The organism is Paenibacillus sp. R-74696, assembly GCF_055814915.1.
Genome location: NZ_JBPULM010000046.1, coordinates 83,786 through 109,755, shown reverse-complemented (window position 1 = coordinate 109,755; position 25,970 = coordinate 83,786). Strand labels below are relative to the sequence as shown.

General features: G+C 50.9%; 21 protein-coding genes. 15 read left to right on the top strand and 6 right to left on the bottom strand.

Features of this window, described 5'->3' with window-relative positions; genetic code table 11:
• The first annotated feature begins 90 nt into the window (after positions 1–90).
• Positions 91–1,053, top strand: coding sequence for an aldolase catalytic domain-containing protein (locus ACSR9A_RS25045; RefSeq protein ID WP_341278826.1), 963 nt, complete (start codon positions 91–93; stop codon positions 1,051–1,053).
• A gap of 195 nt (positions 1,054–1,248) precedes the next feature.
• On the opposite strand, the gene ACSR9A_RS25040 is transcribed toward ACSR9A_RS25045, so the two are convergent.
• The gene (locus ACSR9A_RS25040) at positions 1,249–1,689 is read right to left on the bottom strand and encodes a GNAT family N-acetyltransferase (protein ID WP_473760424.1); all 441 of its coding nucleotides are present in this window, start codon (positions 1,687–1,689) and stop codon (positions 1,249–1,251) included.
• Between the two features lie 36 nt (positions 1,690–1,725).
• Complete coding sequence (locus ACSR9A_RS25035; RefSeq protein ID WP_473760422.1) at positions 1,726–2,040, bottom strand: hypothetical protein; 315 nt, start codon at positions 2,038–2,040, stop codon at positions 1,726–1,728.
• A 148-nt stretch (positions 2,041–2,188) separates the two neighbouring features.
• Here ACSR9A_RS25035 and ACSR9A_RS25030 point away from each other — a divergent pair, with 148 nt between their 5' ends.
• A complete protein-coding gene (locus ACSR9A_RS25030) occupies positions 2,189–3,511 on the top strand; it encodes a VWA domain-containing protein (protein ID WP_473760420.1) in 1,323 nt (440 codons plus the stop codon).
• Here the strand turns inward: ACSR9A_RS25030 and ACSR9A_RS25025 are convergent.
• Positions 3,489–3,719: a hypothetical protein gene (locus ACSR9A_RS25025; protein WP_473760418.1), complete on the bottom strand. Its 231-nt coding sequence runs from the start codon at positions 3,717–3,719 to the stop codon at positions 3,489–3,491. The genes ACSR9A_RS25030 and ACSR9A_RS25025 overlap by 23 nt on opposite strands.
• 116 nt (positions 3,720–3,835) lie before the next feature.
• Between ACSR9A_RS25025 and ACSR9A_RS25020 the strand changes: the two genes are divergently transcribed.
• The 8 genes from ACSR9A_RS25020 (at position 3,836) to ACSR9A_RS24985 (ending at position 17,541) form a co-directional block, all read left to right on the top strand.
• Positions 3,836–5,284, top strand: coding sequence for a copper resistance D family protein (locus tag ACSR9A_RS25020; RefSeq protein WP_473760416.1), 1,449 nt, complete (start codon positions 3,836–3,838; stop codon positions 5,282–5,284).
• A 22-nt stretch (positions 5,285–5,306) separates the two neighbouring features.
• Positions 5,307–6,170 carry a sensor histidine kinase gene (locus ACSR9A_RS25015; protein ID WP_473760414.1) on the top strand — a complete coding sequence of 288 codons (864 nt, stop codon included), beginning with the start codon at positions 5,307–5,309 and terminating at the stop codon, positions 6,168–6,170.
• A 54-nt stretch (positions 6,171–6,224) separates the two neighbouring features.
• The gene (locus tag ACSR9A_RS25010) at positions 6,225–6,608 is read left to right on the top strand and encodes a RidA family protein (RefSeq protein ID WP_473760412.1); all 384 of its coding nucleotides are present in this window, start codon (positions 6,225–6,227) and stop codon (positions 6,606–6,608) included.
• Positions 6,609–6,803: 195 nt separating this feature from the next.
• Entirely contained in the window at positions 6,804–7,727 is a 924-nt protein-coding gene (locus ACSR9A_RS25005; RefSeq protein ID WP_473760410.1) for a dihydrodipicolinate synthase family protein, read from the top strand.
• A gap of 178 nt (positions 7,728–7,905) precedes the next feature.
• Positions 7,906–8,712: a copper amine oxidase N-terminal domain-containing protein gene (locus ACSR9A_RS25000; protein ID WP_473760408.1), complete on the top strand. Its 807-nt coding sequence runs from the start codon at positions 7,906–7,908 to the stop codon at positions 8,710–8,712.
• A 414-nt stretch (positions 8,713–9,126) separates the two neighbouring features.
• Positions 9,127–10,158, top strand: a complete 1,032-nt coding sequence (gene pheS / locus ACSR9A_RS24995) for a phenylalanine--tRNA ligase subunit alpha (protein WP_341278817.1) — start codon at positions 9,127–9,129, stop codon at positions 10,156–10,158.
• A 24-nt stretch (positions 10,159–10,182) separates the two neighbouring features.
• Positions 10,183–12,627, top strand: a complete 2,445-nt coding sequence (gene pheT, locus ACSR9A_RS24990) for a phenylalanine--tRNA ligase subunit beta (protein ID WP_473760407.1) — start codon at positions 10,183–10,185, stop codon at positions 12,625–12,627.
• A gap of 774 nt (positions 12,628–13,401) precedes the next feature.
• Positions 13,402–17,541, top strand: a complete 4,140-nt coding sequence (locus ACSR9A_RS24985) for a hypothetical protein (RefSeq protein WP_473760406.1) — start codon at positions 13,402–13,404, stop codon at positions 17,539–17,541.
• 166 nt (positions 17,542–17,707) lie between these two features.
• Here ACSR9A_RS24985 and ACSR9A_RS24980 read toward each other — a convergent pair whose 3' ends face one another.
• The 3 genes from ACSR9A_RS24980 to ACSR9A_RS24970 all read right to left on the bottom strand — a co-directional run bounded on the left by ACSR9A_RS24980 (position 17,708) and on the right by ACSR9A_RS24970 (position 19,735).
• Entirely contained in the window at positions 17,708–18,388 is a 681-nt protein-coding gene (locus ACSR9A_RS24980) for an SDR family NAD(P)-dependent oxidoreductase (RefSeq protein WP_473760403.1), read from the bottom strand.
• Positions 18,389–18,771: 383 nt separating this feature from the next.
• Positions 18,772–19,143, bottom strand: coding sequence for a cupredoxin domain-containing protein (locus ACSR9A_RS24975; RefSeq protein ID WP_341278813.1), 372 nt, complete (start codon positions 19,141–19,143; stop codon positions 18,772–18,774).
• Between the two features lie 214 nt (positions 19,144–19,357).
• Positions 19,358–19,735 carry a phage holin family protein gene (locus ACSR9A_RS24970; protein ID WP_341278812.1) on the bottom strand — a complete coding sequence of 126 codons (378 nt, stop codon included), beginning with the start codon at positions 19,733–19,735 and terminating at the stop codon, positions 19,358–19,360.
• A 200-nt stretch (positions 19,736–19,935) separates the two neighbouring features.
• Between ACSR9A_RS24970 and ACSR9A_RS24965 the strand changes: the two genes are divergently transcribed.
• From ACSR9A_RS24965 to cysK, 5 genes are all read left to right on the top strand, one after another.
• Positions 19,936–22,305 (top strand): endonuclease MutS2, encoded by a 2,370-nt coding sequence (locus ACSR9A_RS24965; protein ID WP_473760401.1) that lies wholly within the window; start codon positions 19,936–19,938, stop codon positions 22,303–22,305.
• 71 nt (positions 22,306–22,376) lie between these two features.
• On the top strand, positions 22,377–22,799 hold the full coding sequence (locus ACSR9A_RS24960; protein ID WP_473760399.1) for a DUF350 domain-containing protein: 423 nt from the start codon (positions 22,377–22,379) through the stop codon (positions 22,797–22,799).
• A gap of 115 nt (positions 22,800–22,914) precedes the next feature.
• Positions 22,915–23,445 (top strand): hypothetical protein, encoded by a 531-nt coding sequence (locus ACSR9A_RS24955; RefSeq protein WP_473760397.1) that lies wholly within the window; start codon positions 22,915–22,917, stop codon positions 23,443–23,445.
• 223 nt (positions 23,446–23,668) lie between these two features.
• Complete coding sequence (locus ACSR9A_RS24950) at positions 23,669–24,997, top strand: MFS transporter (protein WP_473760394.1); 1,329 nt, start codon at positions 23,669–23,671, stop codon at positions 24,995–24,997.
• A 53-nt stretch (positions 24,998–25,050) separates the two neighbouring features.
• Entirely contained in the window at positions 25,051–25,968 is a 918-nt protein-coding gene (gene cysK / locus ACSR9A_RS24945; protein ID WP_473760392.1) for a cysteine synthase A, read from the top strand.
• Positions 25,969–25,970 lie beyond the last annotated feature (2 nt).

The window sequence follows — 25,970 nt, the reverse complement described above, 5'->3', positions numbered from 1 at the left end:
GAAATGGGCAAATTTCTTTTGCGTTTCCTAGGCATTTCAAGTATGATGAATGTTAAAGATTAGCGACGTACAGTCAGAAGGAGCCTTTACATGAATTCAAAAACAAGTCATTGTAAAATCGTCGATTGCACTATTCGCGATGGCGGATTAGTAAACAACTGGGATTTCAGCGTAGAGTTTGTCCAGCACTTGTACAAAAGCCTGAACGATGCTGGCGTTGATTATATGGAAATTGGCTATAAAAACTCGCCAAAGCTGCTCAAAGGCGCAGAAAGTGCAGGCCCTTGGCGTTTTCTGGATGACGAGTTTCTCAGAACGGTTATCCCTAATAAAGGAACTACAAAGCTGTCGGCACTTGTTGACGTAGGCCGTGTAGACGAGAACGATATTTTGCCGCGTAGCGAAAGCCTGCTTGATCTAATCCGTGTCGCTTGTTATGCGAAAGATGTGGACAAGGGTCTTGAGCTTGTTAAACTATTCAGTGACCGTGGTTATGAGACGACGCTGAACATTATGGCCTTGTCGAATGTAATGGAAAACCAACTGCTGGAAGCGTTCGAATTGATCAATGACAGCGTTGTTGACGTTGTGTACATCGTTGATTCCTACGGCAGCCTGAAACCGAATGATGTAAGCTACTTGACGGAAAAATTCCGCAAGTACCTTCCAAACAAGCGTCTGGGCGCGCATATGCATAACAATTTGCAGCTTGCATTCGCAAATACGCTTATTGCTGCTGAAGGCGGCGTTGAGCTGCTTGATGCATCCGTATATGGCATGGGCCGCGCAGCAGGCAACTGTAACACAGAGTTGCTCGTATCCCAACTGCAAAACCCAAGATACAAAACACGCCCCGTTCTCGATATGATCGAGAAATACATGATTCCGCTTCGCGAGAAGGAAGAGTGGGGTTACATTATTCCTTACATGATTACTGGTATTTTGGACGAGCATCCACGTTCGGCAATGGCGCTTCGCGATTCCGAAGACAAGGATAAAGCGGTAGATTTCTACGATCGCATGACAACACCAGAATTATCGCATAGCAAATAGTAGCTGCCTCACAGCAGCCTGTATAATTGAAAAGCCCTGGAAGTTCGTCCATGTTGGAATGGCGGCTGTCCAGGGCTTTTTTTAAAAATATAGGAAAGGATATGATTTCGTCATACTTTCTCTATATTTCTCGGACTGAAACGCGCCATGCCGCCAGAGGACGGCGAAAGCCGTTTCACCTTGTCTGCGCAGACTTTAAGTCTGCAGCACAAGCGGCTTGGTCATCGTGACATGAGGCATGCCTTCCTCAAAGAAAATGTCGGAAACCGTGCGATAGCCCAGCTTGCTGTAGAAGCCTTCTGCATGCGTTTGCGCATTCAGCTTGGCTGCGGTAAGTCCTTGGGCCGCGGCTGCTTGCTCCATCGCTTCGACGATGATTTTACCAATGCCGAGCTTGCGGTAGTCTGCCAAAATGCAAATACGCTCCAGCTTGGCAACACCGTCCACTACTCTCAGCCTTCCTGCTCCTACCGGCACTTGCCCGCTGAGGGCAAGCAGGTGCTGGGCCGTATCTTCAAATTCATCATATTCATTGGCAGCAGGCACGCCCTGCTCGTCAACAAATACGTTGCGCCTTACTTCAAACACGGCATCCCGGTCTTCCTGATTTTGAACCAGACGAGTAGTAATAGACATATCGGGAATATCCTCCTTTTTTCAATACTTCCACGATTATTCCAAGTTATTTTTAAGACGCAATTCACCTTCGCCGCGAATCGCCGCCGCAAAATGCTTCTCATTTGGGTGGAAATATGCAGTACCTTCGAATATGCGATTGTCAATGGATGTGACGAGCAGTTGGATTCGAATGTCCTCGCTTTGATTGAACCATTGCAATACATCAGTATCCGAAATGCCGTTCGCATCGACGTACCACAAAACCGAGCCGAAGTCTGTCACTAAAAATAAGTCGGCATTCGTAAAAGTAAGCTGGCGAGCCCCCAACTGATAGGTTATTTCAATATTAGTTAAAGCTATCGTTTCCATCGGTTTATCCTCCTAAGAAAAACACCGCAAATGGTCTGGCCAAGCCAGCGCTGCAGCCTGTTAATCATTTTAATGTTGAATATGCATTTATGCAACAATCATTGCCCCCTTTTCGTCTAAATGGAAAAAGATAGAAGGGGGATTTAAGATGCAAAATATAAATAAATTCATCTTATTTCGCACATTAGCTATTATTATGGCTCTAATGCTGGCAGCAGCTTGCTCTGGCAGCATGAACAGCGGCCCTGATCGGAGTAATTCCACGACAAGAGAGACAGGGGATACGGCTAAGGGAGATACGGAAGTGAAAAGTGTAGAAGACAGCAGCACCGGAGGGGACCGATCTACAAGCAAAGGCGAAGCCTCGGAGCCTGCTCCTGAAAGGGAGCGCACAGAAGGTGGAGACAGGCGTTATTCGTCGCAGCAAGCGGAAGTGAAGCCAGGTCAGCTTACGGCAGGTGAATGGGATGATTTGGCGGCATGGCAGCGCTTCGGCAATTTGCTCAATAGCAAAGAAGGCAATGATAATGTCTACTATTGGTGGTTTCATGCTTTTAACCGGATGGAAGTCATTGTGACTTCTGGGGGGAGGGCAGTATCCGATGCTGTTGTGAAGCTGAGTGATACTCAGCGGCAGCTAGTATGGGAAGCACGCACAAATACGGATGGAAAAGCGTATTTATTTGTCGGACTTTTTGACAATGACCAAAGGGATAAGCAAAGCAATTATAGGGTCGAGGTTCAGGCGGGCCAGTACGACAAGAGTCTAAGCAGCATTAAACTGCCCGAGCAAGGCGCGCTCAAGGTTGATTTGGGAGGCGAAGCGGAGCTCTCCAATCAGGTCGATATTATGTTTGTTGTGGATACGACAGGCTCGATGGAGGATGAGCTTCGCTATTTGGAGGCCGAGCTAAAGGATGTAATTGGCCGTGTAAGCGAGCAGCATGGCCAGCAATTGGATATGCGGCTCAGCGCCAATTTTTATAAGGATAAATATGATGATTATTTAGTAAAATCGTTCCCGTTTACGAAGGATGTCGATCAGGTTGTCGGCCAATTGGCAGCAGAAAAGGCGGATGGCGGAGGCGATTATCCGGAAGCGGTTGATGCGGCGCTGCGTGATGCCATTCATGAACATGCCTGGAGCGAGCAGGCACGGACAAGGCTGTTGTTCCTCGTATTGGATGCTCCACCGCATTATAAGCAAGAAGTGATACTTGAAATTCAGGGGTTGATCCAAACGGCAGCCGCGAATGGCATTCGTATTATTCCCGTCGCCTCCAGCGGGGTAGATGTACCAACGGAATATTTGCTGCGCTTTATGGCGGTGGCGACGGGAGGAACGTATTTGTTTTTGACGGATGACAGCGGAATAGGCGGCGATCACTTGGAGCCTGCTGCTGGAGAATACGAGGTGAAGCCGCTTAACGATTTGCTAGTTGAAATGATTAATCGTTACGTTCAGCCGTAATATCGTGCTCATAGTTATAAGCAATTAGAGTAATGGCTGCTCCTGTTTGGTCGGACAGCCGCTGCTCTAATTGTTTTATTTCTTCAAGCGCATCCTCGTTGTGATTCAAATCGGCGATTGTATAGCTGCTGTTAAACACCATATAGATAATTCCTCCTCCTGTGCAATATGGCCTGTTTATATTATGATGCTGTTCCTTCTCTTTCATGATGCACGCTCCTTTGTCAGGTTATACAGCCTCCATGTCTTGCTTAGTGAATTGTCCTTTGCTGCCTTGTAAGGTAAACTGTTACAAGAGGATAACTGAAGGAAGGGATTTGCAGCATGATTTTAAATTTAATTTCTTGGAGCAAGCAGCTGGTACGGCATACATCCGCCAAAATAACAACTTTGTATGCCGTGCTGGCTTTGCTTCTGTTTAGTGCTGTGCTGTTAGTTGGCATCATGCCAACCGAAGCCCATGCAGCGCGAATTTTAGAGCCTAAGCAGTTTTCTGGAGTGTTCCCCCTACTTGCAACGAGCTTTAATCCGCATGAGCAGGTTGGACATGACCAGATGGAGAATATGGATCACGGCCATGACAGTGGCCTTAGTGTCGGCACAGCCTTATTTTATACAGCAAGAATCGTATATTACTCCGCGCTGCTGCTGGCGGCAGGACTGATGCTTTGGTTCAGCGGGATTCGCTTAGGAAGCGATGAACAGCGCAAACGGATGCAGCTCTGGAGCTTGCCAATGATGCGGGCGCTGCTGCTTGCTTCTCTTTTGTATGTATTCGCCAGTGCGCGAAGCTTGATGGAGGGCTACGGAGGAGGAGGGCCGGAATGGGTGAGGCTGTTCACCGAAACGAATACCGGTCAAGCCTGGCTTGCGCTGCTTATATTGTCGCTTCTAGGCTTTATCGTAATTAGGGCAAGCGATACCTTCAAGCTCATATGGGCGCTGCTATTACTCGCTATTGAGAGCTGGACCGGCCATATGGCGGCGTTGCAGTCGAATATGAATTTAGGCATCGTTCTTGATTTTATTCATCTCGCTTGTGCCGCTGTATGGAGCGGAGGATTGATGATTTTACTGGGGCTTTGGTTTGCTGATCGGAAGGAAGCGGGGCGCTTTGCAGAACGCTTCACGACAGCAGCATGGATTTCCATGGCACTGCTTGTCATTACGGGTGCGGCGATTACATGGCTGCTGCTGCCAAGCTTGTCCTATTTATTTTATACAAGCTGGGGGATTTGGCTGCTGGTGAAAATCGCGCTGGTCGTACTCGTCATCGTCACAGGCGCTTTGCTTCGTGCCCGTGTTCGGCGGGGGGAGCTGCCGCATGGCTTGATGCTGAAAGTGGATGCAGGTCTAATGCTGGCGATCACGCTTATTGTCGGCGTCTTTACCTATATGAGCCCCATACCGGACAATACGCCAGTCCGATTTCATAAGATGGGCGAAACGCGCCATTTTACCGTTAATATAACGCCAAATGAGCCGGGGGCGAATCAATTCGAGGTGAAAATATGGCTGCCGGAGCAGTTGGGGGAGCCAACAGATGTGAAGCTGGTGCTGCATTCGCATGATAAGCAGCAGCTTGCGCCCCTTGAGGTGCCGCTGGCGATTTTTGAGGATACATCGTATGAGTCGTTTCCTGGTTTTGTGAGAACGTCGTACCATGCAGAGCAGATGGACATCCCATTCCCCGGGAAATGGACGGCCGAGCTGCAGGTGGTTGATAAGAGCGGGGGCAAGCTGAACGAAAGCATCGATTTTGAAAACTATTAATGCAGGCAGGGAGCGGTAGCGGGTGTCTTATCGATGGTTGAAATGGTTGATCTTGTGGATTCCCACACTTACAATTGGCCTTTGGGAATATGTCAGGCATGCTTTTCTGCTGCCATACATCTCAATGGATCTGGGCAATGTGCTTGCTCCTGTACTTGTTTTTTTAGTCACATTGACACTGCTGCGCGGTTTGTTCAAGCGTCTAGAGCTCATGCAGGATGCGCTGCAGCGCGAACGGCTGTCGAAATCTTCATTTGAGCAGCGCGAGAAGCTTGCGCGTGAGCTGCATGATGGTATTTCTCAGTCGTTGTTTCTGCTTTCCGTGAAGCTGGACAGTCTGGAGCATGCCAATACACCGGAGGGTGTTCGTCAGACGACTGAGCAAATTCGAGGAACAGTCCGGCATGTATATGAGGACGTTCGCCAGTCCATTGCCAACTTGAAATCATCTACTGCCGCGAGTCCTGCGGAAGGGCCCTGGCTGACGGCGATTCATGCTCTTGCCGAAGAGCTGAGGGAGGCTGGTGGCGGCTATACCGCCGAGGTTAATTGGCAATTGCCCGAGCATGCGCTGTCAGATAAAGAGAAGGTCGAGCTGATGGCGATTGTGCGTGAGGCGCTGATGAATATTCGCAAGCATACCCACGAGGCGCATGTGAGCATCGCCTGCTATCCGCTTGAAGGCGGAGCATTAGGCAGCTTTCACTGTATCGTAGCGGATACAGGAGGAGGTGCGGACGCCGAGCAGTTGGAGGCGAAAGGCCGCTATGGCATTCGCATGATGCGTGAACGAGCGAAGCAGATGGGCTGGTCGCTTCGTGTAAAGAGCGAGCGCGGCCAAGGAACGCGAGTGGAAATAGCGACGGAGCCTTTAAACGGCAGTTAGTATGAAAAATACGGTTGCGGGAATGACCATTTTTAATGTGGGGGAGAGAGCACGATGAGCAGACAACAGGTATTTACGGGTTCCCCATGGGAGCCGCTTGTGGGCTACTGCCGCGCGATTCGCGTCGGCAATCGGATTGAAGTCGCAGGAACGACAGCGATGAAGGATGGCGAAGTCATCGGCCAAGGAGACCCGTATGAGCAAACTCGGTTTGTTCTGCAAACGATTGAGAAGGCTTTGGCTGAGCTAGGGGCAAGCATGTCTGATGTCGTTCGGACCCGAATGTTCGTTACTGACATTTCGAAGTGGGAAGAGATTGGAAGAGCACATGGCGAGTTTTTTCGCACGATTCAGCCAGCAGCAACGATGGTAGAAGTAAAAGCACTTATTGATCCGCTCTTGCTCGTTGAAATAGAGGCCGAAGCCATTATTCAATAATAGAAGCGTCTATAGAACAGCTCCTTGCTCATCGTAAAGATGAGGCGGGAGCTGTTTTTATGTGCTCCTTTTATCGAATGAATATATTTCCGGAGGTCTTGTTTAAATATCAGTGCAAATAAGTTAAAGCGGTTTCAAAGCATATACATCTGTTGTAACATGTAAGGGATCAATAATGTGAAGGGCGGGGTTTAAATGCAAGTGAAGCAAGCACCGAAAGGCGTCTGGCCCGTTATGCTTACACCGTTTACCAAGGATAATGAGATTGATTATCCGGCTCTGGAACAGCTGATTAATTGGTACATAGACAATGGCGTGCATGGGCTGTTTGCCGTGTGCTTGTCCAGTGAAATGCTTCATCTCTCTCTGGAGGAACGGGTAGCGGTAGCGCGCTTCGTGCAGGAAAAGACGGCGGGAAGAGTTCCCGTTGTGGCTTCAGGCCATATTTCGGAGTCCTTTCAGCAGCAGCTTGAGGAAATTAGGCAAATTTCAGCAACGGGTGTGGATGCATTCGTACTCGTGACGAACCGTCTGGCTGCTGAGGATGAAGATGAAGAAGTTTGGAAAAAACGTGCTCAAACGATTTTGGAAACGTTTCCTGACGTAACCTTCGGACTGTATGAATGTCCGATTCCTTATCACCGCTTATTGTCGACGGAGCTCGTCAAATGGTGCGCAGCTACGGGCAGATTCACCTTTATGAAGGAATGCAGCAACAATCTTGAGCAAATTAAGGCGAAAATCAAAGCAGCGGAGGGTACTCCGCTTAACATATTTGTAGCGAACAATCCTCATGTACTCGAAGTCATGCAGCTCGGTGGCGGCGGTTATAGCGGCATGCTCGCCAGCTTTCAGCCTGATTTGTATGCTTGGCTGACGGACAACTGGGACAAGCAGCCGGATAAGGCAGAATGGCTGCAAAACTATCTTGGCGCCTCCTGTCTCTATGAGGGCCGTCATTATCATATTGGCACCCGCTATTATTTGCAGCTCGAGGGGCTGGATATCACGCTGAAAAGCCGTTCGAAAAAAGCAGCGGATTTCAAAGTGACACATGAGCGTGAGATCGAGCAGTTCAGGAAATTCAATCAATATGTCAAGCAAACGCTATTAGGCTAGCAGCTCGTATGAAGCAGGCGTCGTCATCTTTCAAAGGTGGCGCTTTTTTTTGCGAGCCTGTTATGCTGCTGGCGATTAAGTCCTCATTAGTGACCAGCAAGGTAACTTTTTTATTCATTCCACGTCTATATAAATAGGGATAAAAACAACAGCTATTTTTTATGACGGAGGTATGATGATGTTGAAAAAATTCGCTTTAGGCTTAATGGCAGCGGCTCTGCTGGCTGTATCAGCCCTTTCCGCGCCTGTTTTTGCTGCTGATCGGCCGGTGGAGCTTAATAATGGAAAACTGAAGGACAACCGGATGCTTATACCACTACGCGATGTTGCACAAAATATGGGGGCTGCTGTAGAGTGGAACCAGAAGCTCCAGACGATTGAAATCCAAAAAGACGATATCGAAATGCTGCTTACGATCAACTCTAAAAAGGTGCTTGTCAATCAAGCTGAAACGGAGCTCGACGTACCGGCGCAATTAATCAACAATACCACCTATGTACCTCTGCGGTTCGTAAGTCAAATACTGGGTGCAGGTGTAGACTGGAATTCATATGGCCAAGTCGCAACGATTACACTCGAAGGGAAGCAGCTTGTTGTATATGTGGAGCAAGTTAAGCTTTTGGCCGCTGAAAAAGCATCCGCAGCTCGCTTGAAGCAGCTGTCCGATAAATTAAATGAAGCAGCTGATGTATCATCCATTAAGCAGATTCGCACTTATTTCAAGCCTTATTTTACCGATCGACTTATTAATACCATTATTCGAAATAAGGGCCTCGAATTTGACTATGTGTTTAAAGCTCCTGTAACGGCCGGCAGCTACAGGACCAAAACAACAGGAAGCTTTCTTCAATCGCTGGACACCTCGCATGATGCTTGGGAAGTTTATTACATTATGCGAAACACCCAAATAATCAAGGCAAATGGCGTATGGAAGGCGGATAGCGTCAGCTTTACCGAAGGCAAAAGTCCGATTTCGGGAGCATAAGTTGGGCAAATCGCAAGGCAGTTATTGCATCGCGCCATCCATTTGCTTATAATGTAAAAGATATTGTATCCATATGAGTTTAAATGCTGAGACGGAGAAAAGTAAGCAGTGCCTTCACACAGGGAGAAGTCGCCATAGATTGAGAGCGTCTTTCGTGAAAACAGGCTGTCTGAAGTTCGCTCCTGAGCAGACTTCTGAACCCGGCATGGCGCCAGCAGGTGCTGCATGTCCGCAAGTAGGAATGTTTCGGTTCCCGCCGTTAACGGGATTGAGGAGCAAGCTATTGCTGTCCCTGTCTGTATAGAGGGGAGCAAGCAGATTGTTCGAATTAGGGTGGTACCACGGTTCTTTCGTCCCTTGCGGGAAGAAGGGGCCTTTTTTGTTTGTTCAAAAGAATGAGGAGGCGAGCATCAGATGAAGGAACGTTTGGAGGCTTTGCGCGGCGAAGCGCTGCAGGAGCTGCAGCAGGTAGACAATCCGCAAGTGCTTAACGATCTGCGGGTAAAATATTTAGGGAAAAAAGGCGCGCTCACTGAAATTTTGCGCGGCATGGGTGGACTTAGCGCAGAAGAGCGTCCAATTATCGGCCAAGTCGGCAATGATGTGCGTGCGGCGATTGAAGCCGTTATCGAAGAGAAGCAGGCGATATTCCAGCAAGCCGAGACGGAAGCGCGCTTGCGCGGCGAGACGATTGATGTGACGCTGCCGGGCAAAGCATTGCCAACTGGAGCCGTACATCCGCTTAACAAGGTAGCACAGGAAATCGAAGATATTTTCATCGGACTAGGCTATACGATTGCGGAAGGACCGGAAGTGGAGACGGATTATTACAACTTCGAGGCGCTGAACTTGCCGAAAAACCATCCGGCGCGCGACATGCAGGATTCGTTTTACATCACGGATGATATTTTGATGCGTACGCAAACATCCCCGGTTCAAGTGAGAACAATGCAGGAAATGAAAGGCAAGCCGATCAAAGTTATTTGTCCAGGCAAAGTATACCGCCGCGATGATGACGATGCGACGCATTCCTTTCAATTCAATCAAATTGAAGGGCTCGTTATTGCGCCTAACATTCGCATGAGCGATCTAAAAGGCACGCTGCTGCAATTTGCCCAGCAAATGTTCGGCTCACAAACGCAAATCCGTCTTCGTCCAAGCTTCTTCCCATTCACGGAGCCAAGTGCGGAGGTTGACGTAAGCTGCGCGCAATGCGGCGGACATGGCTGCCGGATGTGTAAGCAGACGGGCTGGCTGGAAATTCTCGGCTGCGGCATGGTTCATCCACGCGTACTGGAGATGGGCGGCTACGACCCGAATGAAGTTAGCGGATTCGCTTTCGGCATGGGTGTAGAGCGCATTGCGCTGCTGAAATACGGCATTGACGATATTCGTCATTTCTATACGAACGATCTTCGGTTTTTACAACAATTCGCGAAAATGTAGCAGGAAAGGAAGGGGAGCAAAGCGATGAAAATTTCATATCAATGGTTGAATGAATATGTTGATTTATCTGGCTTTACGGGCGCAGAGCTTGCCGAAAAAATGACGCGCGGAGGCATTGAGATCGACGAGGTGGAATCCCGCAATAAGGGAGTGACAGGCGTCGTTGTCGGCTATGTCAAATCGCGCGAGAAGCATCCGGATGCGGATAAGCTGAACGTGTGCAAAGTAGATGTAGGCACAGGCGAAGAGCTGCAAATCGTCTGCGGAGCCAAAAATGTCGAAGCGGGACAGCTCGTTCCAGTCGCTACCGTTGGAGCAAAGCTGCCTGGCGATTTGAATATAAAGCGCGCAAAGCTGCGCGGCGTAGAATCGCAGGGCATGATCTGCTCGGCAAAAGAGCTTGGTATTAATGACAAGCTGCTGCCGAAGGAGCAGCAGGAAGGCATTCTCGTATTGCCGCCGCATACGGTAATCGGAACGCCGATCGCTGATGTGCTTGGGCTGAACGATGAGGTGCTGGAGCTCGACTTGACGCCGAACCGTTCGGATTGCCTCAGCGTAATCGGCACAGCGTATGAAATCGGCGCATTGACCGGCCGTGAGGTGCGTATTCCTGAGCCGGTTATTGCTCACGCTTCCGAGCGCACAGATAGTCATGTTCAAGTTACGATCAGCGCGCCTGAGCAGTGCTTCCACTATAGTGCGCGTTACATTAAAGGCGTGAAAATTGGCGAGTCGCCGCTATGGCTGCAAAACCGTCTTATTGCCGCAGGCATTCGCCCGATTAACAACGTCGTTGACGTAACGAACTTTGTTCTGCTGGAATATGGCCAGCCGCTTCACGCCTTTGATGCAGATCAGGTGAAAAGTGGACGGATCGATGTGCGTTTGGCACATGAAGGCGAAACGATGCTTACGCTAGATGACCAAGAGCGCCGCCTTGAGCCGCAAATGCTCGTCATTACAGACGGGGAGAAGCCAATCGCGCTTGCAGGAGTGATGGGTGGAGCGAGTTCTGAGGTAATGGGTGATACGGTTAATATTTTGCTGGAATCGGCCAGATTTGATGGTGGCACGGTTCGCAAAACATCGCGCCAATTTGGCCTTCGCTCAGAATCCAGCATTCGCTTCGAGAAGGAAGTGGACCCGGGCCGCGTTATTCCGGCGTTAAACCGTGCAGCAGCCTTGATCACCGAGCTTGCAGGCGGACTCACTACGGAGGGCATCGTGGAAGTGACGACAGCTCCGGCTAAGCAGCAAATCGTTGAAGTAGCCTTGGCTAAAATCAACCGCTACCTCGGCACGGAACTGTCCAGCCTTGAAGTGCAAACGATTCTGAATCGTCTAAGCTTCGGCTATAGCGTTAGTGAAGATGATGTATTCCAAGTGGAAGTGCCGTCGCGCCGCGGCGACATTTCGTATGATGTGGATTTAATTGAGGAGGTTGCCCGCCTATATGGCTATGACAACATTCCGACTACACCGATTTTCGGCGATGTAACGCCAGGTGCGCTGACGAAGCCGCAAGCGATTCGCCGCGAGCTGCGCAAGCGTCTGTCGGATGCTGGCCTGCACGAAGTCATCAGCTATTCGTTCACAGGTCCTGAGCGGACACAGCTGTTCCCTGCTTTGTCGGGTGAATCGACGAAGGCTGTGAAGCTGTCGATGCCGATGAGCGAGGAGCGCAGCGTGCTGCGGACGACGCTGATTGCGCAGCTGCTGGAGACAGCAGCTTATAACCGCAATCGCAAAAACGAGTCGGCTGTCATTTTTGAAATCGGCAGCGTGTTCCATACAGAAGAAGAGAAGCTGACGCGTCTTCCTCAGGAGAAGCATCGCTTCGCGGCATTGCTGACAGGAAACCGTGTAGAGCCGCAGTGGAACCGCAAGGCGGCTGCTGTTGATTTTTATGATGCCAAGGGCGTTCTGGAAACGGTGTTTGCCGTACTTGGCATTACTGAAAAGGTAAGCTATGCCGCGGCGCAGCCGGAGCATTTTCACCCGGGAAGAACGGCGGCTGTTCAGCTGGAAACCGAGCATGGAACAGAAGTCATCGGCTATGTTGGTCAGCTTCACCCAACGCTGCAGCTGGAAAGCGATCTGGCGGATACGTATGTGCTGGAAATCGAGCTTGCGCCGCTTTATCAGCTGGCAGGAGGCGAAATCGTCTACAAGGCGCTTCCACGTTATCCGGCTATGCAGCGTGACATTGCTGTTGTGCTGGATATGAGTGTGCCTGCAGGCGAGCTGACTGCCCTTGCATGGCAAACGGCTGGCGAGCTGCTGGAGTCTGTACGCGTGTTCGACGTCTTTACGGGCGAGAAGCTGGGAGCAGGCAAAAAGAGCGTAGCGCTTTCGCTCGTATACCGTCATGCAGAACGCACATTGACCGATGAAGAAGTGACTGAGCTGCATGCCAAGGTCGTCGCTGGATTAGAACAATCTTTTGCAGCAGAATTAAGAAAATAGGCAGGAAACCTTCCACGCCGTATCGAAATAGTTCCTTGTGGACTATCGATACGGCTTTTTGCTTTATTTTTGAGCAGGAGCAGGCCTTTGGACGGTTTTTCCAGGGCAGATGCCCGTGTCGTTTTGTCATCAAAACTTGTTCTTTTTGTTAGTTGAAACATGGATAGATAGTTGCTTGCGAGTCTGTGTTGGATTTAGGGTTGAAATATAAAGATGAGAAAAGCTTCATGTCTGAGACAGAAGCAGTCGGTTACACTTATATTTGAAATATAGGAAGGTATATCTTAAAGCTATCCCTTCTTTATATTTCCCGAAATGAAACGCGCTGTGCTGCCAAAGGATGGCGACAGTCGTTTCACCTTGAAATATAGGAAAGGATACGATGTTTTTATCCCTTCTCTATATTTCTCGGACTGAAACGCGCCGCGCCGCCAAAGGATGGCGACAGCCGTTTCACCTTGAAATATAGGAAAGGATATGATGTTTCTATCCCTTCTCTATATTTCTCGGACTGAAACGCGCCGCGCCGTCAAAGGATGGCGACAGCCGTTTCACCTTGAAATATAGGAAAGGATATGATGTTTCTATCCCTTCTCTATATTTCTCGGACTGAAACGCGCCGCGCCGTCAAAGCATGGCGACAGCCGTTTCACCTTGCTATAATACAACTATAATATAAGACTCTATGTGATATGTTCTTCTATATAAGGATTGGGGAAACCATCCTGCTGATTGATAAGGGAGCGAGAAACACCTATAGGAGGATAATGCTTTATGGATACTGAGCAAACTGTAGTAACCGTTGATATATATGGGCATCAATATCGTTTGAAGGGCCATTCCAACTCAGAATATATGCGGCGTATTGCCGGAATGATAGATGATAGCATGAATAAAATTGCCAAAGGTTATCCACAGCTGGATCTGCCAAAAATCGCAGTGCTTGCAGCTGTGCAGATGACCGAGGAAGTGTTTCGCCTGCGACGCGACAATGAGTCGCTGCATGATGCTGAGGCGAAGCGGCTAGTGCTTGCTGAGCAGCTTGGAGAGCTCCAAGGGATGATGACAAGCTTGCGCGAGGAGTACCAGGCTTTGCAGGTAAAGGCGGAAATCGATCTGCAGGAGCTGCAGGAGGTTTTTGAATCAGAGCTGGAGCAGGCGAAAAAGAAGGCCGCAGAGGAACTGATTCATGCGCTCGCACAAGCGGAAAATCAGCTGAAGGATATGCTGGCGGAAGCGGACGAGCGGCTGGCAGCACAGCAGCAGGAAGCATCGGAAGCGCTTGCGCGCCAGCGCGAGGAAGCGTCGGAGACGCTTGCTGCCCAGAAGCTGACGCTTGAAGGCGCGCTTGCGCGGGAGCAGGCTAGTGCGGCGGAAAAGCTTGCGGAAGCTGAGGCTGCTGCCGAGGAGCAGGTGGCGCGCGAGCGTGTTGAGGCGGCTGCGAAGCTGGCGGAAGCAGCGGAAAAGCTGATTGAAGCGGAAATCGTCGCGGAAGAGCTTTTGGAACGAGAGCGGGTGGAAGCGGAAGCAAAGCTTGGTGTACTAGAAGCGAAGCTCGCTGAGGCGAAGAGTGCGGCAGATGAGGCGCTAGAGTGGGAGCGATTGGAAGCAGAAGCGAAGCTTGCAGAAGCAAAGAGCGCAGCGTCAGAGGAGCTAGAGCGGGAGCGTGCGGAAGCAGAAGCGAAGCTTGCGGAAGCGAAGAGCGCAGCTTCAGAGGAGCTTGAGCGGGAGCGAGCGGAATCAGAAGCGAAGCTTGCGGAAGCGAAGAGCGCAGCGTCAGAGGAGCTTGAGCGGGAGCGAGTGGAAGCAGAAGCGAAGCTTGCGGAAGCGAAGAGCGCAGCGTCAGAAGAGCTAGAGCGGGAGCGTGCGGAAGCAGAAGCGAAGCTTGCGGAAGCGAAGAGCGCGGCGTCAGAGGAGCTTGAGCGGGAGCGAGTGGAAGCAGCTGAAAAGCTGATCGAGGCGGAAATCATCGCTGAGGAGCAGCTGGAGCGCGAGCGCGCCGAAGCGGCAGAGCGGCTCGCGGAAGTGGTTGAAAAGCTGAACGAAGCCGAAGTCTCTGCGCAGGAGCAGCTTGCGAGGGAGCGTGAAGCAGCGGGAGCGAAGCTTGCGGAAGCGCAGAGTGGGGCAGAAGCGATGCTTGCGCGGGAGCGCGAGGTAGCCGCCGCGGGGCTGGCGGAAGTGCGGAGTGGAGCGGAAGCAGCGCTTGCGGAGGCGCGCGCTGAAGCGGCTGCAAGCTTGGCGGCAGCCGAAGCGGGTGCGAAGGCGAGGCAGGAACGCGAGCAGGCAGAGGCGGAAGCCAAGCTGCTGGAAGCAAAAGCGGAGCTCGAGCAGGAACGCGCGGCAGCGACGGAGCTGTTGACGGAGGCGGAAGCGTCTGCTCAGGAGCAGTTGGAGCGCGAACGTGCCGAAGCAGCTGCTAAACTGGCGGAAGCCGAAGCCAAAGCCAGCGAAGCAAGAAGCATCGCGGCAAGAGAGGTTGCGCGGGAGCGCGAAGCTGCTGCTGCGCAACTCGCAGAAGCGCAGAACGTCGCGGAAGAGCTGCTGAAGCGCGAGCGTGAGGAAGCGGCGGCCAAGCTTGCAGCAGCAGAAGCGGCAGTGCAAGCTGCCGAGGAGCAACTGGAGCGTGAACGGGCAGTAGCTGAAGCGAAGCTGCTGGAAGCAAAAGCGGCAGCGGAAGAGGCGCTGGAGCAAGAAAATGCGGCAGCTACGGAGCTTTTGACAGAGGCGGAAGCGTCTGCACAAGCGCAACTGGAGCGCGAACGTTCCCAAGCAGTGGCTAGGCTTGCTGAGGTCGAGAAAGCTTTGCAGAAGCAACTGGAGCATGAGCAGGCTGATGCAGCATTGAAGCTTGCGGAGGAGAAGAGTGCCGCAGACGAGAGGCTTGCACGCGAGCAAGCGGAAGCAGCAGCGAAGGTGGCAGAAGCCGAAGCAGCAGCGCGAGCTCGCGTCGAACTTGAACGTGCCGAAGCGGCTGCGAAGCTAGCGGAGCTGGAAGCTTCAGCTCAAGCAGAATTGCAACGCGAGCAGGCAACGGCGGCAGAGCTGCTTGAAGAAGCGGAAGCGGTGTTGTCTGCTGAGCGTGCAGCTAAAGCCCAAGCGCTAGAGCTTGCTGCACATCAGCTAGCTGAGCGTGTCATACAGCTGGAGCAGAGCTGGCAGGCGAAGCATGAGCAGCGTGAAGAGGAATGGAAGCTGGAGCTGTCTAGTGCGGCTGAACAGCAGCAGCAGCAGCTTGACGAGCATGAGCAGCGTCTGCTTGCGGAAGCATCGGCTAATGTCGAAAAGCTGGTTTCCACACATATGAAAGAGTTAACGGAGCAGGAGCAAGCCTTGAAGGCTGACCTCGCTCTGCGATATAAAAATTGGGAAGAAGAACGGGCTAAGCTGCAAGCAGCTGTTGCCGAGCTTCAAGAGAAAGCTGCCAAGGAAAAAGCTGCGCTTGAACAGCGTATTACCGTGGCAGATGACCACTTGTTGCAGGCTATGGAACAGGAAGAAGCATTGCGCTCCTCCCTTGCAGTTCTAGAGCAAGAGCGCCAGGAGCGTGACGCAGAGCTTGGCGAAATTCGCCAGCAGCTGGACGAGCTGCATGTCATAAATGAGCAGCATGTCGAGACGCGTGCGCAGCTAGGCAATCGATTGAAGGAAGCAGAAGCGCAAATCGCTGAGCAGGCTAAATATTTGGCGAATGAAGCGGCTAAAGCGGATGAGGCTGAATTGCGTGTTATGGAGCTGGAGGAAGAGCTCGGCAAGCTTCAGCAGCTGCAGCAAGATCGTCAAGCTCACTATGAGCAGGCTAGAAGCGAGCAGGAGCAGCAGTATCGGGAGCGGCTTGCGGCATTTGAACAGCAGCTTGAGGCCCAAACGCGGCTTCATGAAGAATGGAAAAACAATGCGGAAGAAAAACAGCTGGAGTTCGAAATCCAGTATGAAGAAGAGCGTGAAGCGCTTGAGCTGCAGCTTCGTGAGCAGCAGCAAGCACTGGAGGCAAGGAAGCGTGAGGGCGATGCTGCTCAGGCAGAGCTTACGCTCAAGCTTCGTGAGCAGGAACAAGCGCTCGAAGCCAAGCAGCGGGAAAGCGAAGCTGTTCAAGCAGAGCTTGCACAGGAGCATCAGCGGCAGCTTGCTATGCTGGAACAGCAGCGCGATGAGGTTGCGAGCCAGCTCAAGCAGGATTTTGCCGATCAGATGGAGTTGTTGAAGCTTGAACAACTGGAGCAGTCAGAGCAGCTGGAACGTGATTGCTCGGAGTTAAGGAAGCAGCTTCACGAGAAGCAAGCTGAATATGCTAGTCTAATAGAGCAGCAGAAGCAGCAGTTCGACGAGCTTTACCGTGAACAGGAGCTGAGAGCGCAGCAGCACCACAAGGATGAACAGGCTGCTTGGCAAAGCAAGCTGGAGGAGCTTCAGGCGAAAGTAGAACAGGCAGAATTCCATGAGCTGGAGATGGACGAAAGGCTGGGACAGCTGGCAAGGCATGAGCAGGAGCTTACAGAGCAGCTTGAATTGATTGCGGCACGAGAGCGAATTGCAGCTCAGCAGCTCGAGGTTTTACTTCATAAACAGCAGGAACTGGATGAGCAAATGGAGCAAGAGCGCAAGCACTCCGAGCATTTGACAGATGAAATTAACCGTATGGTTGCGGCGGAGTCCGAGCGGCAAGCTGGCGAGGGGCATTTGAAGGAGCAGCTGGAGGCAGCTTTGGCGCAAGCCGCTGCGGCAGCCCAGCAGAGCGAGCAAGTTGATCAACGCAGGCAGCAGCTAGAACTGGAATGGTCTGAGGCCGTTCAATCAACGGAGCAGCTCAGAGCAGAGCATGAGAAGCTTTCTATCGAGCACGGCAAGCTGGCACATGAGTACTCCTTGCTGCAAAACGAATACAATGAATGGATTGAGCTAATCGAGCAAAGCTAGCCTATGACAAATGATCCGTTTATCTAGCCCGGTGTGCCGGAAAAGCTAAGATAAACGGATTTTTTTGCATATCGCGCTGCGTAGGTGCAAAAAAACCCTTGAAAGAAGCAGCGAGCCATTGCCCGTGCTTCTTTCAAGGGTTTTTTATTAATAGCGTCTCACCTAATTATCCATAGCTGACCGTACTGCCTGTTGGCCCGCCGCGAGGCAGGCTTGCGAGCCGCAGCAAATCGGGTGTGACAACTGCGGGGTCCTTGCCCGTGGCATGCATTTCGGTGCGAAGCGTGCCAGGGTTGTATAAATTAATGAGAATGCCATATTCATGTTCTTCATCAGCTAGTGTCCGGGTTAGCGACTCAAGGCCAGCTTTCGCTGCGCTGTAGGCGCCATATCCTCCGGCACCGTTCCAGGAAAGGCCCGACGTAATATTAATAATGCGTCCATAGCGTTCTTTGCGCATAAAGGGAATGACAGCTCTTGATAAATAAAAGGGTCCTGTCAAATTGGTAGCGACCTGCGTATGCCAGTTTTCTGAAGTCAGCTCAATGACATGGCCAGACTCCAGCACAGCGGCATTATTGAGCAAAATGTCAATTTTACCCCATTTGTCGACAGCTAGAGTAACCGCTTGCTTTATTTGCTGTTCGTCGGTGATATCCGTAGGTATAACAAGCGCTTCCCGTCCGGTAGCTTCCTTTATCGCCTCAAAGGTTTCTTCGAGCTTGTTCAATCGACGGCCAAGCAGTACGACCTCTGCGCCTTCTTTTGCGAACGATAGAGAAGCGGCTCTTCCGAGCCCGCTGCCTGCGCCGCTTACCATTGCCACACGCCCATTTAAAAGGCTCATCGTATCTCTCCCTTCGGCTTTTGCAAGAAAAAATCGTAAGCGCTAACTTTTAGCTATCATGATCATCTTATCAAAGGGAAGCAGGAAGCGAAAGTGCGGCAGTTATCAATTTTTCTTAAAGGGTAGTAAAAGAAAAATGATATTTCAGTCCATTATCGGAAAACTCATAAACACATCGCTATGATTTATGAGTGCATCAAATCCGGCGCCAGCCCAAGACTTTATCAATTCATCCATGGCTGTGGCTTGTTCTTTTGCACATGTATGATTACTATTTTTTCATGCAAAAACAACAAAAACCGCCAGAGTTCACACAAAGGTGAGCACTGGCGGTTGGTTGCGGGATTCAAAGAGCCCCAATTCAAATCCATTTATTCAACCATTTATTCAACAATAAGCTTCGCTTGCATTTTAGTATGGCCTGTACCACACGGCACGTTGCATACGATTGTGTATTCGCCAGCTTTTAGCGAAATGGTTTTGGATTTATTGTTTGGAATCGTAATATCGGTTTTGGTAACTTGGATGCCATGGACGCCATCCGTTGATTCAAGCTTAAGGTTAACGGCCTCGCCCTGCTTGATCTTATATTCGGTTTGCTCAAATTCCCAGCTCTTTGCTTTGACAATGACTTCGGCTGCACTGGCATCTGTATCTATAACGCCGCCCGCTTCGCTTGCTCCCCCGCTTGTCCCGCATGCGGCAATGATTGCAACAAGGCACATCACGGCAGCAAGAAAAATCCACTTTTTCATCTTGTTCGGCTCCCTTTCTGCTTACACGCTTTATGATTCGGAATTTTTTTTCGCATCGTTCTTATTGTAACCCAATTTTCCCAAACTGACAGCATCAGAAGGTGACAAATTGTTGAATGGCTTGATGAAAAAGCCCTTGCCCATCACTCAAGGAGCGACAGGAAAGGGCTGACAAGCAGGTGGCTTCCGCTAATGACGCAAAGCGATTAATTCATTAATGGTCGCTGCTGCGGCGGTCGTGATCGGAGCGTCCGGCTTCATATGGCGTGCTGACGGGAATGAACAAATCGATAATCCCGATAACGAGCGCAGCCAGAATGGCACCGAGCCAAGTGACCGAAACGCCGCTGACAATGAATTGGGCGATCCAGATGACGACGACGCTGGCGATGAAGCCGACGATGCCCCGTCCAAACGGTGTAACCTTTTTGCCAAAAATCGCTTCGATAATCCAGCCCAGCACGGCAATGACGATAGCCAGCATTAAAGCGCTCCAAAAACCGCCTACGCTGAACTGTGGCACAAGCAAGCCCACAAGCATTAACACAAGAGCTGCTACGATGAACCGAACGACATGCCCTAGAAAGCTCATGTACACAACCTCCTTAGATGATTTAAAACCCTTCAGTACGGCCTGTGATAGTCAACTGATTTTGATCGTCAACCAGGCAGGATATTCTGATTCCTTCGTATTGTAGCCAGTTTTCGCCGGAACATGTATGGAAGGTAACGTCATGTCGTGCATCAAAGCGCTGATTCGGCTATAATATAAGGGCGAGAGGAGTGTTACGCTTGGATAGTAAAATATTAACAACACTTGAATTTCACAAAATTATACATAAATTGACACAGCATGCAGCAACATCGCTGGGTAAAGAGGAAGCGGAGAAGCTTGCTCCAAGCTCTGAATTGGAGATGGTTAAGCTGATGCTGCAGGCGACAGACGAGGCTTATAAGGCAGACCGTCTCAAGGGCAATCCGCCATTTGGCGGTATTACCAACATCAGTAGCTCACTTCACAGATCGCGTATCGGTGGAACATTGAATCCGATGGAGTTGATGGAAATTGCCTCGACGTCGAGAGGGGCTAGGCGGGTAAAGCGGCATCTGGAAAATCTGCATGATGATGATCCGATTCCTTTGCTGCATGAAACGTCTGACCAGCTCAGCGAGCACAAGGAGCTCGAGGACGCGATTTTTGACTGCATTGACGATCAGGGTGAGGTTATGGATAGCGCTAGCGTCCAGCTCGCTTCGATTCGCAAGGAGCTTCGTGGAGGAGAATCGCGCATCCGCGAGAAGCTGGAGCAAATGATTCGTTCTTCCTCCGTGCAGAAAATGCTCCAGGACGCCATTATTACGCTGCGCAGCGACCGTTATGTCATTCCAGTGAAGCAGGAATATCGCTCGCATTTTGGCGGCATCGTGCATGACCAGTCCGGCTCAGGCGCTACGCTATTTATAGAGCCGGAAGCAACGGTTGTTATGAACAATAAGCTGCGTGAGCTGAGAGCGGCAGAGCTGCGTGAAATCGAGAAGATTTTGCAAATGCTGACCGCTAAAGCGGCTGAGCATGTCGAGGATTTGTTGTATAATCAGGAGCTGCTCGGCAAGCTGGATTTTGCTTTTGCCAAGGCGCGTCTTGGGCATGAGATGAAGGCTACGCTGCCACGAATGAATGATCGAGGCTTTCTGAAAATCAAAAGAGGACGCCACCCGCTCATTGCGGCGGACAAAATCGTTCCCATTGATGTTGAGCTGGGCAATACATATACAGCCATTATCGTAACGGGACCAAATACAGGCGGTAAAACCGTCTCCCTTAAAACAGTAGGTTTGCTCAGCCTGATGAGCATGTCCGGTTTGTTCGTTCCGGTAGAGGACGGCAGCCAGCTTTGTGTGTTTGACGCCATTTATGCCGATATCGGTGATGAGCAGAGCATTGAGCAGAGCCTGAGTACGTTTTCCAGCCATCTGGTTAATATTGTTCGTATTTTGAAAACAATGACGGCGAAAAGCCTTGTCCTGCTTGATGAGCTTGGCGCGGGCACCGACCCAGCAGAAGGCTCGGCGCTGGCGATTGCGCTGCTGGAGCATATTCATAGCCTGGGCAGCCGCATTATTGCAACGACCCACTACAGCGAGCTTAAAGCGTATGCTTACAATCGCAAAGGGGTCATTAACGCCAGCATGGAATTTGATATTGCCACACTCAGCCCAACCTACCGCTTGCTTGTAGGGGTCCCAGGCCGAAGCAATGCATTTGCGATCGCAGAGCGGCTTGGCCTAAGCAAATCAATCATCGATCATGCGCGCGGCGAAGTCAGCGAAGAGGATCAGCGAGTTGAGAATATGATCGCATCGCTCGAAGCCGACCGCTTGAATGCAGAAAGCGAACGCCAGACGGCGCAGTCTTTGAGGCAGGATATGGAGAAGCAGCGTGGACGTCATGAGGCGGAGCTGCGCAAGTTTGAGGAACAGCGTGACAAAATGCTCGAGAAGGCCCAGGAGCAGGCGCTCGAGGCAGTTGCAAAAGCGCGTCTGGAGGCCGAGAAGATTATTTCGGATCTGCGCAAGCTGGCATTGGAGGAAGGCGCTTCAGTCAAGGAGCATAAGCTTATCGATGCTCGCCGCAAGCTGGATGAAGCGGTGCCTGAGCTGCACAAGAAGCAAAATCGACCTTCTAACGCGGGACAACAGAAGGCTGCTCGCAAAATCGAAGCCGGTGACGAGGTTATGGTCTACAGCTTGAATCAGAAGGGGCTTATCATCGAGGTGCATGGGGCGGATGCGACCGTTCAGCTGGGCATAATGAAGATGAAGGTAGCCATTGCCGATATGGAGCTGATTAAGCCAGCTGCTCCGCTGAAGCAGCAGCCTAAGCAGGCAGCTAGTGTGAAACGCTCCAGAGATGAAAATGTGAAAATGGAGCTTGACCTCAGAGGCTCGAATTTAGAGGAAGCACTCATGGAGGTTGATCAATTTCTCGATGAATCTTTCCTCTCGGGTATCGGGCAGGTTTATATTATTCACGGGCATGGCACGGGCGTGCTGCGTTCAGGCATACAGCAATATTTGCGCAAGCACAGCCATGTGAAAAAATACCGTTTGGGCAACTATGGCGAAGGCGGAGCCGGTGTTACGGTTGCTGAGCTTAACTAACTAGGCGCACTGCGGCGTCTATGCCGCAGCTGCCGAAAGACTTTTTCGATTTAGTTAAAGGAGGGTAACGCATGAGCAATGAGGTCGATGTGCTGCTTGGCAATTCCTATTTGGCAATGCTGCTTTATATATCCATTGTGGTTCTCTCGCTTCTCGTTTTTTTATGGGTGTTCGAGATTGTTACCCGTTACAACTGCTGGAAAGAAATTAAAAACGGCAACGTTGCTGTAGCGATGGCGACGGGCGGGAAAATTTTCGGCATATGCAATATTTTTAGATTTTCGATTGAAGCGAATGATTCCATTTACCAAAGTATGATTTGGGGCGCATTTGGTTTCCTTATTTTGCTGGGCGCTTATTTCTTATTTGAGTTTTTAACGCCGGTATTTCGCATCGATGATGAAATCGCCCGCGACAACCGGGCTGTTGGCTTGATTGCTATGATTATTTCCGTTTCACTTTCGTATGTCATTGGCGGTGCCATCGTGAGCTAGAATGCAGGAGGAGCGACATGAAATATTTATGGGGAACATTGCTAGCATTAGCCATTGTTTTTTTTAGCATAGGGGTTTATTACGTAATCAACAATTAAATGGGGGGCAATCAAGGATGGAAGAGCAAGTTGTATGTCCGTGGTGTTTGACGGAAATCGTATGGGATGAAGAAATTGGTCCCGAGAAGCATTGTCCACATTGTGAAAATGAGTTGGCTGGCTACCGCACGCTGCAATTTGGCGTCGATAATGACCGTGATAAGGATGATGAGGAAGAAGAGCCGGAGTGGGAGCAAGAAGACGGCAGCGGTCAGGAAGCGGGCGGTGGCTGGGATGAGGCAGATGACGGCTTCCGCAGAACGCACCGCGACTGGATTGGAGCGCAAGGAAAAGTGCAGCAAATCATCAATGAGCAGGAGGAGGCACCGGAATGTCCTTCCTGCCGGGAGTATATGCTGGAAGCAGGCAAGATGGCAATAGCAGCAGGCTCTTTCCAGCCAACGCTGCATCCTGCATTGGGACAGCCCTTGCTTCAGCCACCATTTGAACTCAAGCTATATGTGTGCCCATCATGCTTCCATACAGCTACTCAGCTAAGCGGCAATGACCGAGAAGGAATGCTGAAGGCACTCGCTTCTGAAGAGTAAACTCAAACAGCCGGACAACGCGGTTTTGACCTGATTTGCCGAGGTCACTGCGCTTGCTCCGGTTTTTTTTTCTTCCTCCAGCCTATAAATGCCAGCAGCATTAGCGGCATGTGCCTGACGCAAGTAGGGAAGCTTATATAGCACCTATACAAATGCAGGGCAGCATGCCGGGCGGGACAGCAAGCTAGCCTATGCAGCCGGCTGCCGGGGAAGGGGTACGAAAATGAAACAGAACAAAGGTGAATTCGGAACTGGTGCTGGAGCTAGTAATGGCACTGGGGAAAAAACACGGATGAAAACGTCGATGCCACTCGGGCCATTTAGCCGCCCAGCCATGCTGGGAAGAGCGCCAACGGGCGGTGTATTGGATCGTCAGGCGATATTGCTTCTGGCTGTGCAAGCGCTATTCGGCATTGCGCTTGCGCTCTCAGGAACGTTCGTGCCCATCTACTTATGGAAAGCCAGTTCCTCCTATATGCTGGTCGGCTGGTTTACGATGTGCCAGTATGTAACGTGCGGCATTACCTTTTGGCTGGCGGGAAAATGGGTTAAAGAATATAATAAAATGAACAGTCTCCGCACAGGCATCGTGCTGTCGGGGGCTTTTTATTTCACAGTGCTCATGCTCGGCAAGCTGGCGACGAGCTATATTATTCCGCTCGGTCTATTGAATGGCGTAGCGCTGGGCTTGTTTTGGGTCGCATTTGATGTCATTTATTTTGAAATTACCGAGCCGGACAATCGCGACCGCTTTAATGGCTGGTCAGGCTTGCTTGGGTCAGGTGCCGGGATTTTGGCGCCTTGGGTATCGGGCTTGCTTATTACCTCAATGAGCGGTGAGCGCGGCTATCAGATTATATTTACGGCATCGCTCGTCATACTGGCCATTTCGGTTGTGCTGAGCTTCTGGTTGAAGAAACGTAAGCAGGACGGCAGGCGATACAGCTGGACGCATGGCTTTCAGCAGCTTGCCATTCCCGGCAATCCGTGGCGCAGAATGCTGCCAGCTGTCGTAGCTCAAGGCGTACGGGAAGGTGTATTTCTTTTTTTAGTCGGCTTGACCGTCTATATCGCCACCCAAAATGAGGCCAAGCTGGGCAGTTTTACGCTTATTACGTCTTTCGTTGCGCTACTCAGCTTTTGGTTGGTCGGCAAGCGTCTGTCCCCACGCAATCGCAAACGGGCTATGCTAGTCGGGACGGTCATGAATGGACTGGTCATATTGCCTTTATTTTACGAGGTGAATTTTACGAATTTATTGTTATTCGGTATTGGGACGTCGATTTTTATGCCGCTCTACATTATACCGATGACTTCAAGGGTGTTTGATTTAATTGGGGAATCGCAATCCAGCGGTGGGGAACGCGAAGAATTTATCGTTTTGCGGGAAGCGGGATTGACGTTTGGACGGGTGCTCGGATTAAGCGGGTATTTGATCGTGCTGACGCAAAATCATTCTCCGCTTGCGGTCGTCTGGCTGCTGTTCGTAGTCGGCTCGGTGCCTATTATTGGCTGGTGGATGATGCGTCCATTATTGGAACAAGAGACATAGCAAGTGACTAGCAATAGACATGATGATTCATGGAAGCAGGAGGATTAACAATTATGCCAAAAATCGTATCAAGCATTATTGATTTAGTGGGCGAGACGCCGGTTGTGAAGCTGAACCGTCTGGCGGAGGAAGGCTGCGGAGATGTCTTCGTGAAGCTGGAATATTTTAATCCAAGCGGCAGCGTTAAGGATCGGGCGGCAGCCTCCCTCATTCAAGCTGGAGAGCTTAGCGGCCAAATTAAGCCGGGCTCCACGATTATAGAACCAACCAGCGGCAACACGGGCATTGGACTGGCCATGGGGGCGGCGGCTAAAGGCTACAAGCTCATTTTAATCATGCCGGACAATATGTCCCAGGAGCGCATTAAGCTGCTTCGTGCCTATGGCGCGGAAGTGGTATTGACGCCCGCGGCCGAGCGGATGCCTGGTGCGATTGCCAAGGCGCAGGAGCTGGCTCAGCACATTCCAGGCAGCTTTATTCCGAATCAGTTTGAAAATAAAGCAAACCCCGATGCCCATCGCGGTACGACAGCAACGGAGATTTTGCAGCAGATGGAAGGACGACTTGATGCTTTTGTCGCCTGCTCAGGAACGGGCGGCACCATCACTGGAACGGGTGAGACGCTGAAAGCCGCACTTCCGAATTTACATATTGCGGTTGTGGAGCCTATGGGATCACCCGTTTTGTCTGGCGGTGTGCCTGGGCCGCATAAGCTGGTGGGCACAAGCCCCGGCTTCGTGCCCGCTATACTGAATGTTTCCGTCTATGATGAAATCATTCAGGCGGCTGATGACGATGCAATCTCTATGATGAAGGCGCTTGCCCGTCAGGAAGGCTTGCTGCTCGGACCTTCTTCAGGAGCTGCCGTTTGGGCGGCTTTTCAGGTGGCTCGCCGGCTTGGAGCCGGCAGCAGGGTGCTCTGCATCGCGCCTGATACAGGCGAGCGATACCTCAGCATGGAGTTATTTTAAAA

Bases quoted from the DNA above. Each gene is read 5' to 3' on its own strand.
- ACSR9A_RS25045 (WP_341278826.1), top strand. From the start codon at position 91: ATGAATTCAAAAACAAGTCATTGTAAAATCGTCGATTGCACTATTCGC.
- ACSR9A_RS25040 (WP_473760424.1), bottom strand. From the start codon at position 1,689: ATGTCTATTACTACTCGTCTGGTTCAAAATCAGGAAGACCGGGATGCC.
- ACSR9A_RS25035 (WP_473760422.1), bottom strand. From the start codon at position 2,040: ATGGAAACGATAGCTTTAACTAATATTGAAATAACCTATCAGTTGGGG.
- ACSR9A_RS25030 (WP_473760420.1), top strand. From the start codon at position 2,189: ATGCAAAATATAAATAAATTCATCTTATTTCGCACATTAGCTATTATT.
- ACSR9A_RS25025 (WP_473760418.1), bottom strand. From the start codon at position 3,719: ATGAAAGAGAAGGAACAGCATCATAATATAAACAGGCCATATTGCACA.
- ACSR9A_RS25020 (WP_473760416.1), top strand. From the start codon at position 3,836: ATGATTTTAAATTTAATTTCTTGGAGCAAGCAGCTGGTACGGCATACA.
- ACSR9A_RS25010 (WP_473760412.1), top strand. From the start codon at position 6,225: ATGAGCAGACAACAGGTATTTACGGGTTCCCCATGGGAGCCGCTTGTG.
- ACSR9A_RS25005 (WP_473760410.1), top strand. From the start codon at position 6,804: ATGCAAGTGAAGCAAGCACCGAAAGGCGTCTGGCCCGTTATGCTTACA.
- ACSR9A_RS25000 (WP_473760408.1), top strand. From the start codon at position 7,906: ATGTTGAAAAAATTCGCTTTAGGCTTAATGGCAGCGGCTCTGCTGGCT.
- pheS (WP_341278817.1), top strand. From the start codon at position 9,127: ATGAAGGAACGTTTGGAGGCTTTGCGCGGCGAAGCGCTGCAGGAGCTG.
- pheT (WP_473760407.1), top strand. From the start codon at position 10,183: ATGAAAATTTCATATCAATGGTTGAATGAATATGTTGATTTATCTGGC.
- ACSR9A_RS24985 (WP_473760406.1), top strand. From the start codon at position 13,402: ATGGATACTGAGCAAACTGTAGTAACCGTTGATATATATGGGCATCAA.
- ACSR9A_RS24980 (WP_473760403.1), bottom strand. From the start codon at position 18,388: ATGAGCCTTTTAAATGGGCGTGTGGCAATGGTAAGCGGCGCAGGCAGC.
- ACSR9A_RS24975 (WP_341278813.1), bottom strand. From the start codon at position 19,143: ATGAAAAAGTGGATTTTTCTTGCTGCCGTGATGTGCCTTGTTGCAATC.
- ACSR9A_RS24970 (WP_341278812.1), bottom strand. From the start codon at position 19,735: ATGAGCTTTCTAGGGCATGTCGTTCGGTTCATCGTAGCAGCTCTTGTG.
- ACSR9A_RS24960 (WP_473760399.1), top strand. From the start codon at position 22,377: ATGAGCAATGAGGTCGATGTGCTGCTTGGCAATTCCTATTTGGCAATG.
- ACSR9A_RS24955 (WP_473760397.1), top strand. From the start codon at position 22,915: ATGGAAGAGCAAGTTGTATGTCCGTGGTGTTTGACGGAAATCGTATGG.
- ACSR9A_RS24950 (WP_473760394.1), top strand. From the start codon at position 23,669: ATGAAACAGAACAAAGGTGAATTCGGAACTGGTGCTGGAGCTAGTAAT.
- cysK (WP_473760392.1), top strand. From the start codon at position 25,051: ATGCCAAAAATCGTATCAAGCATTATTGATTTAGTGGGCGAGACGCCG.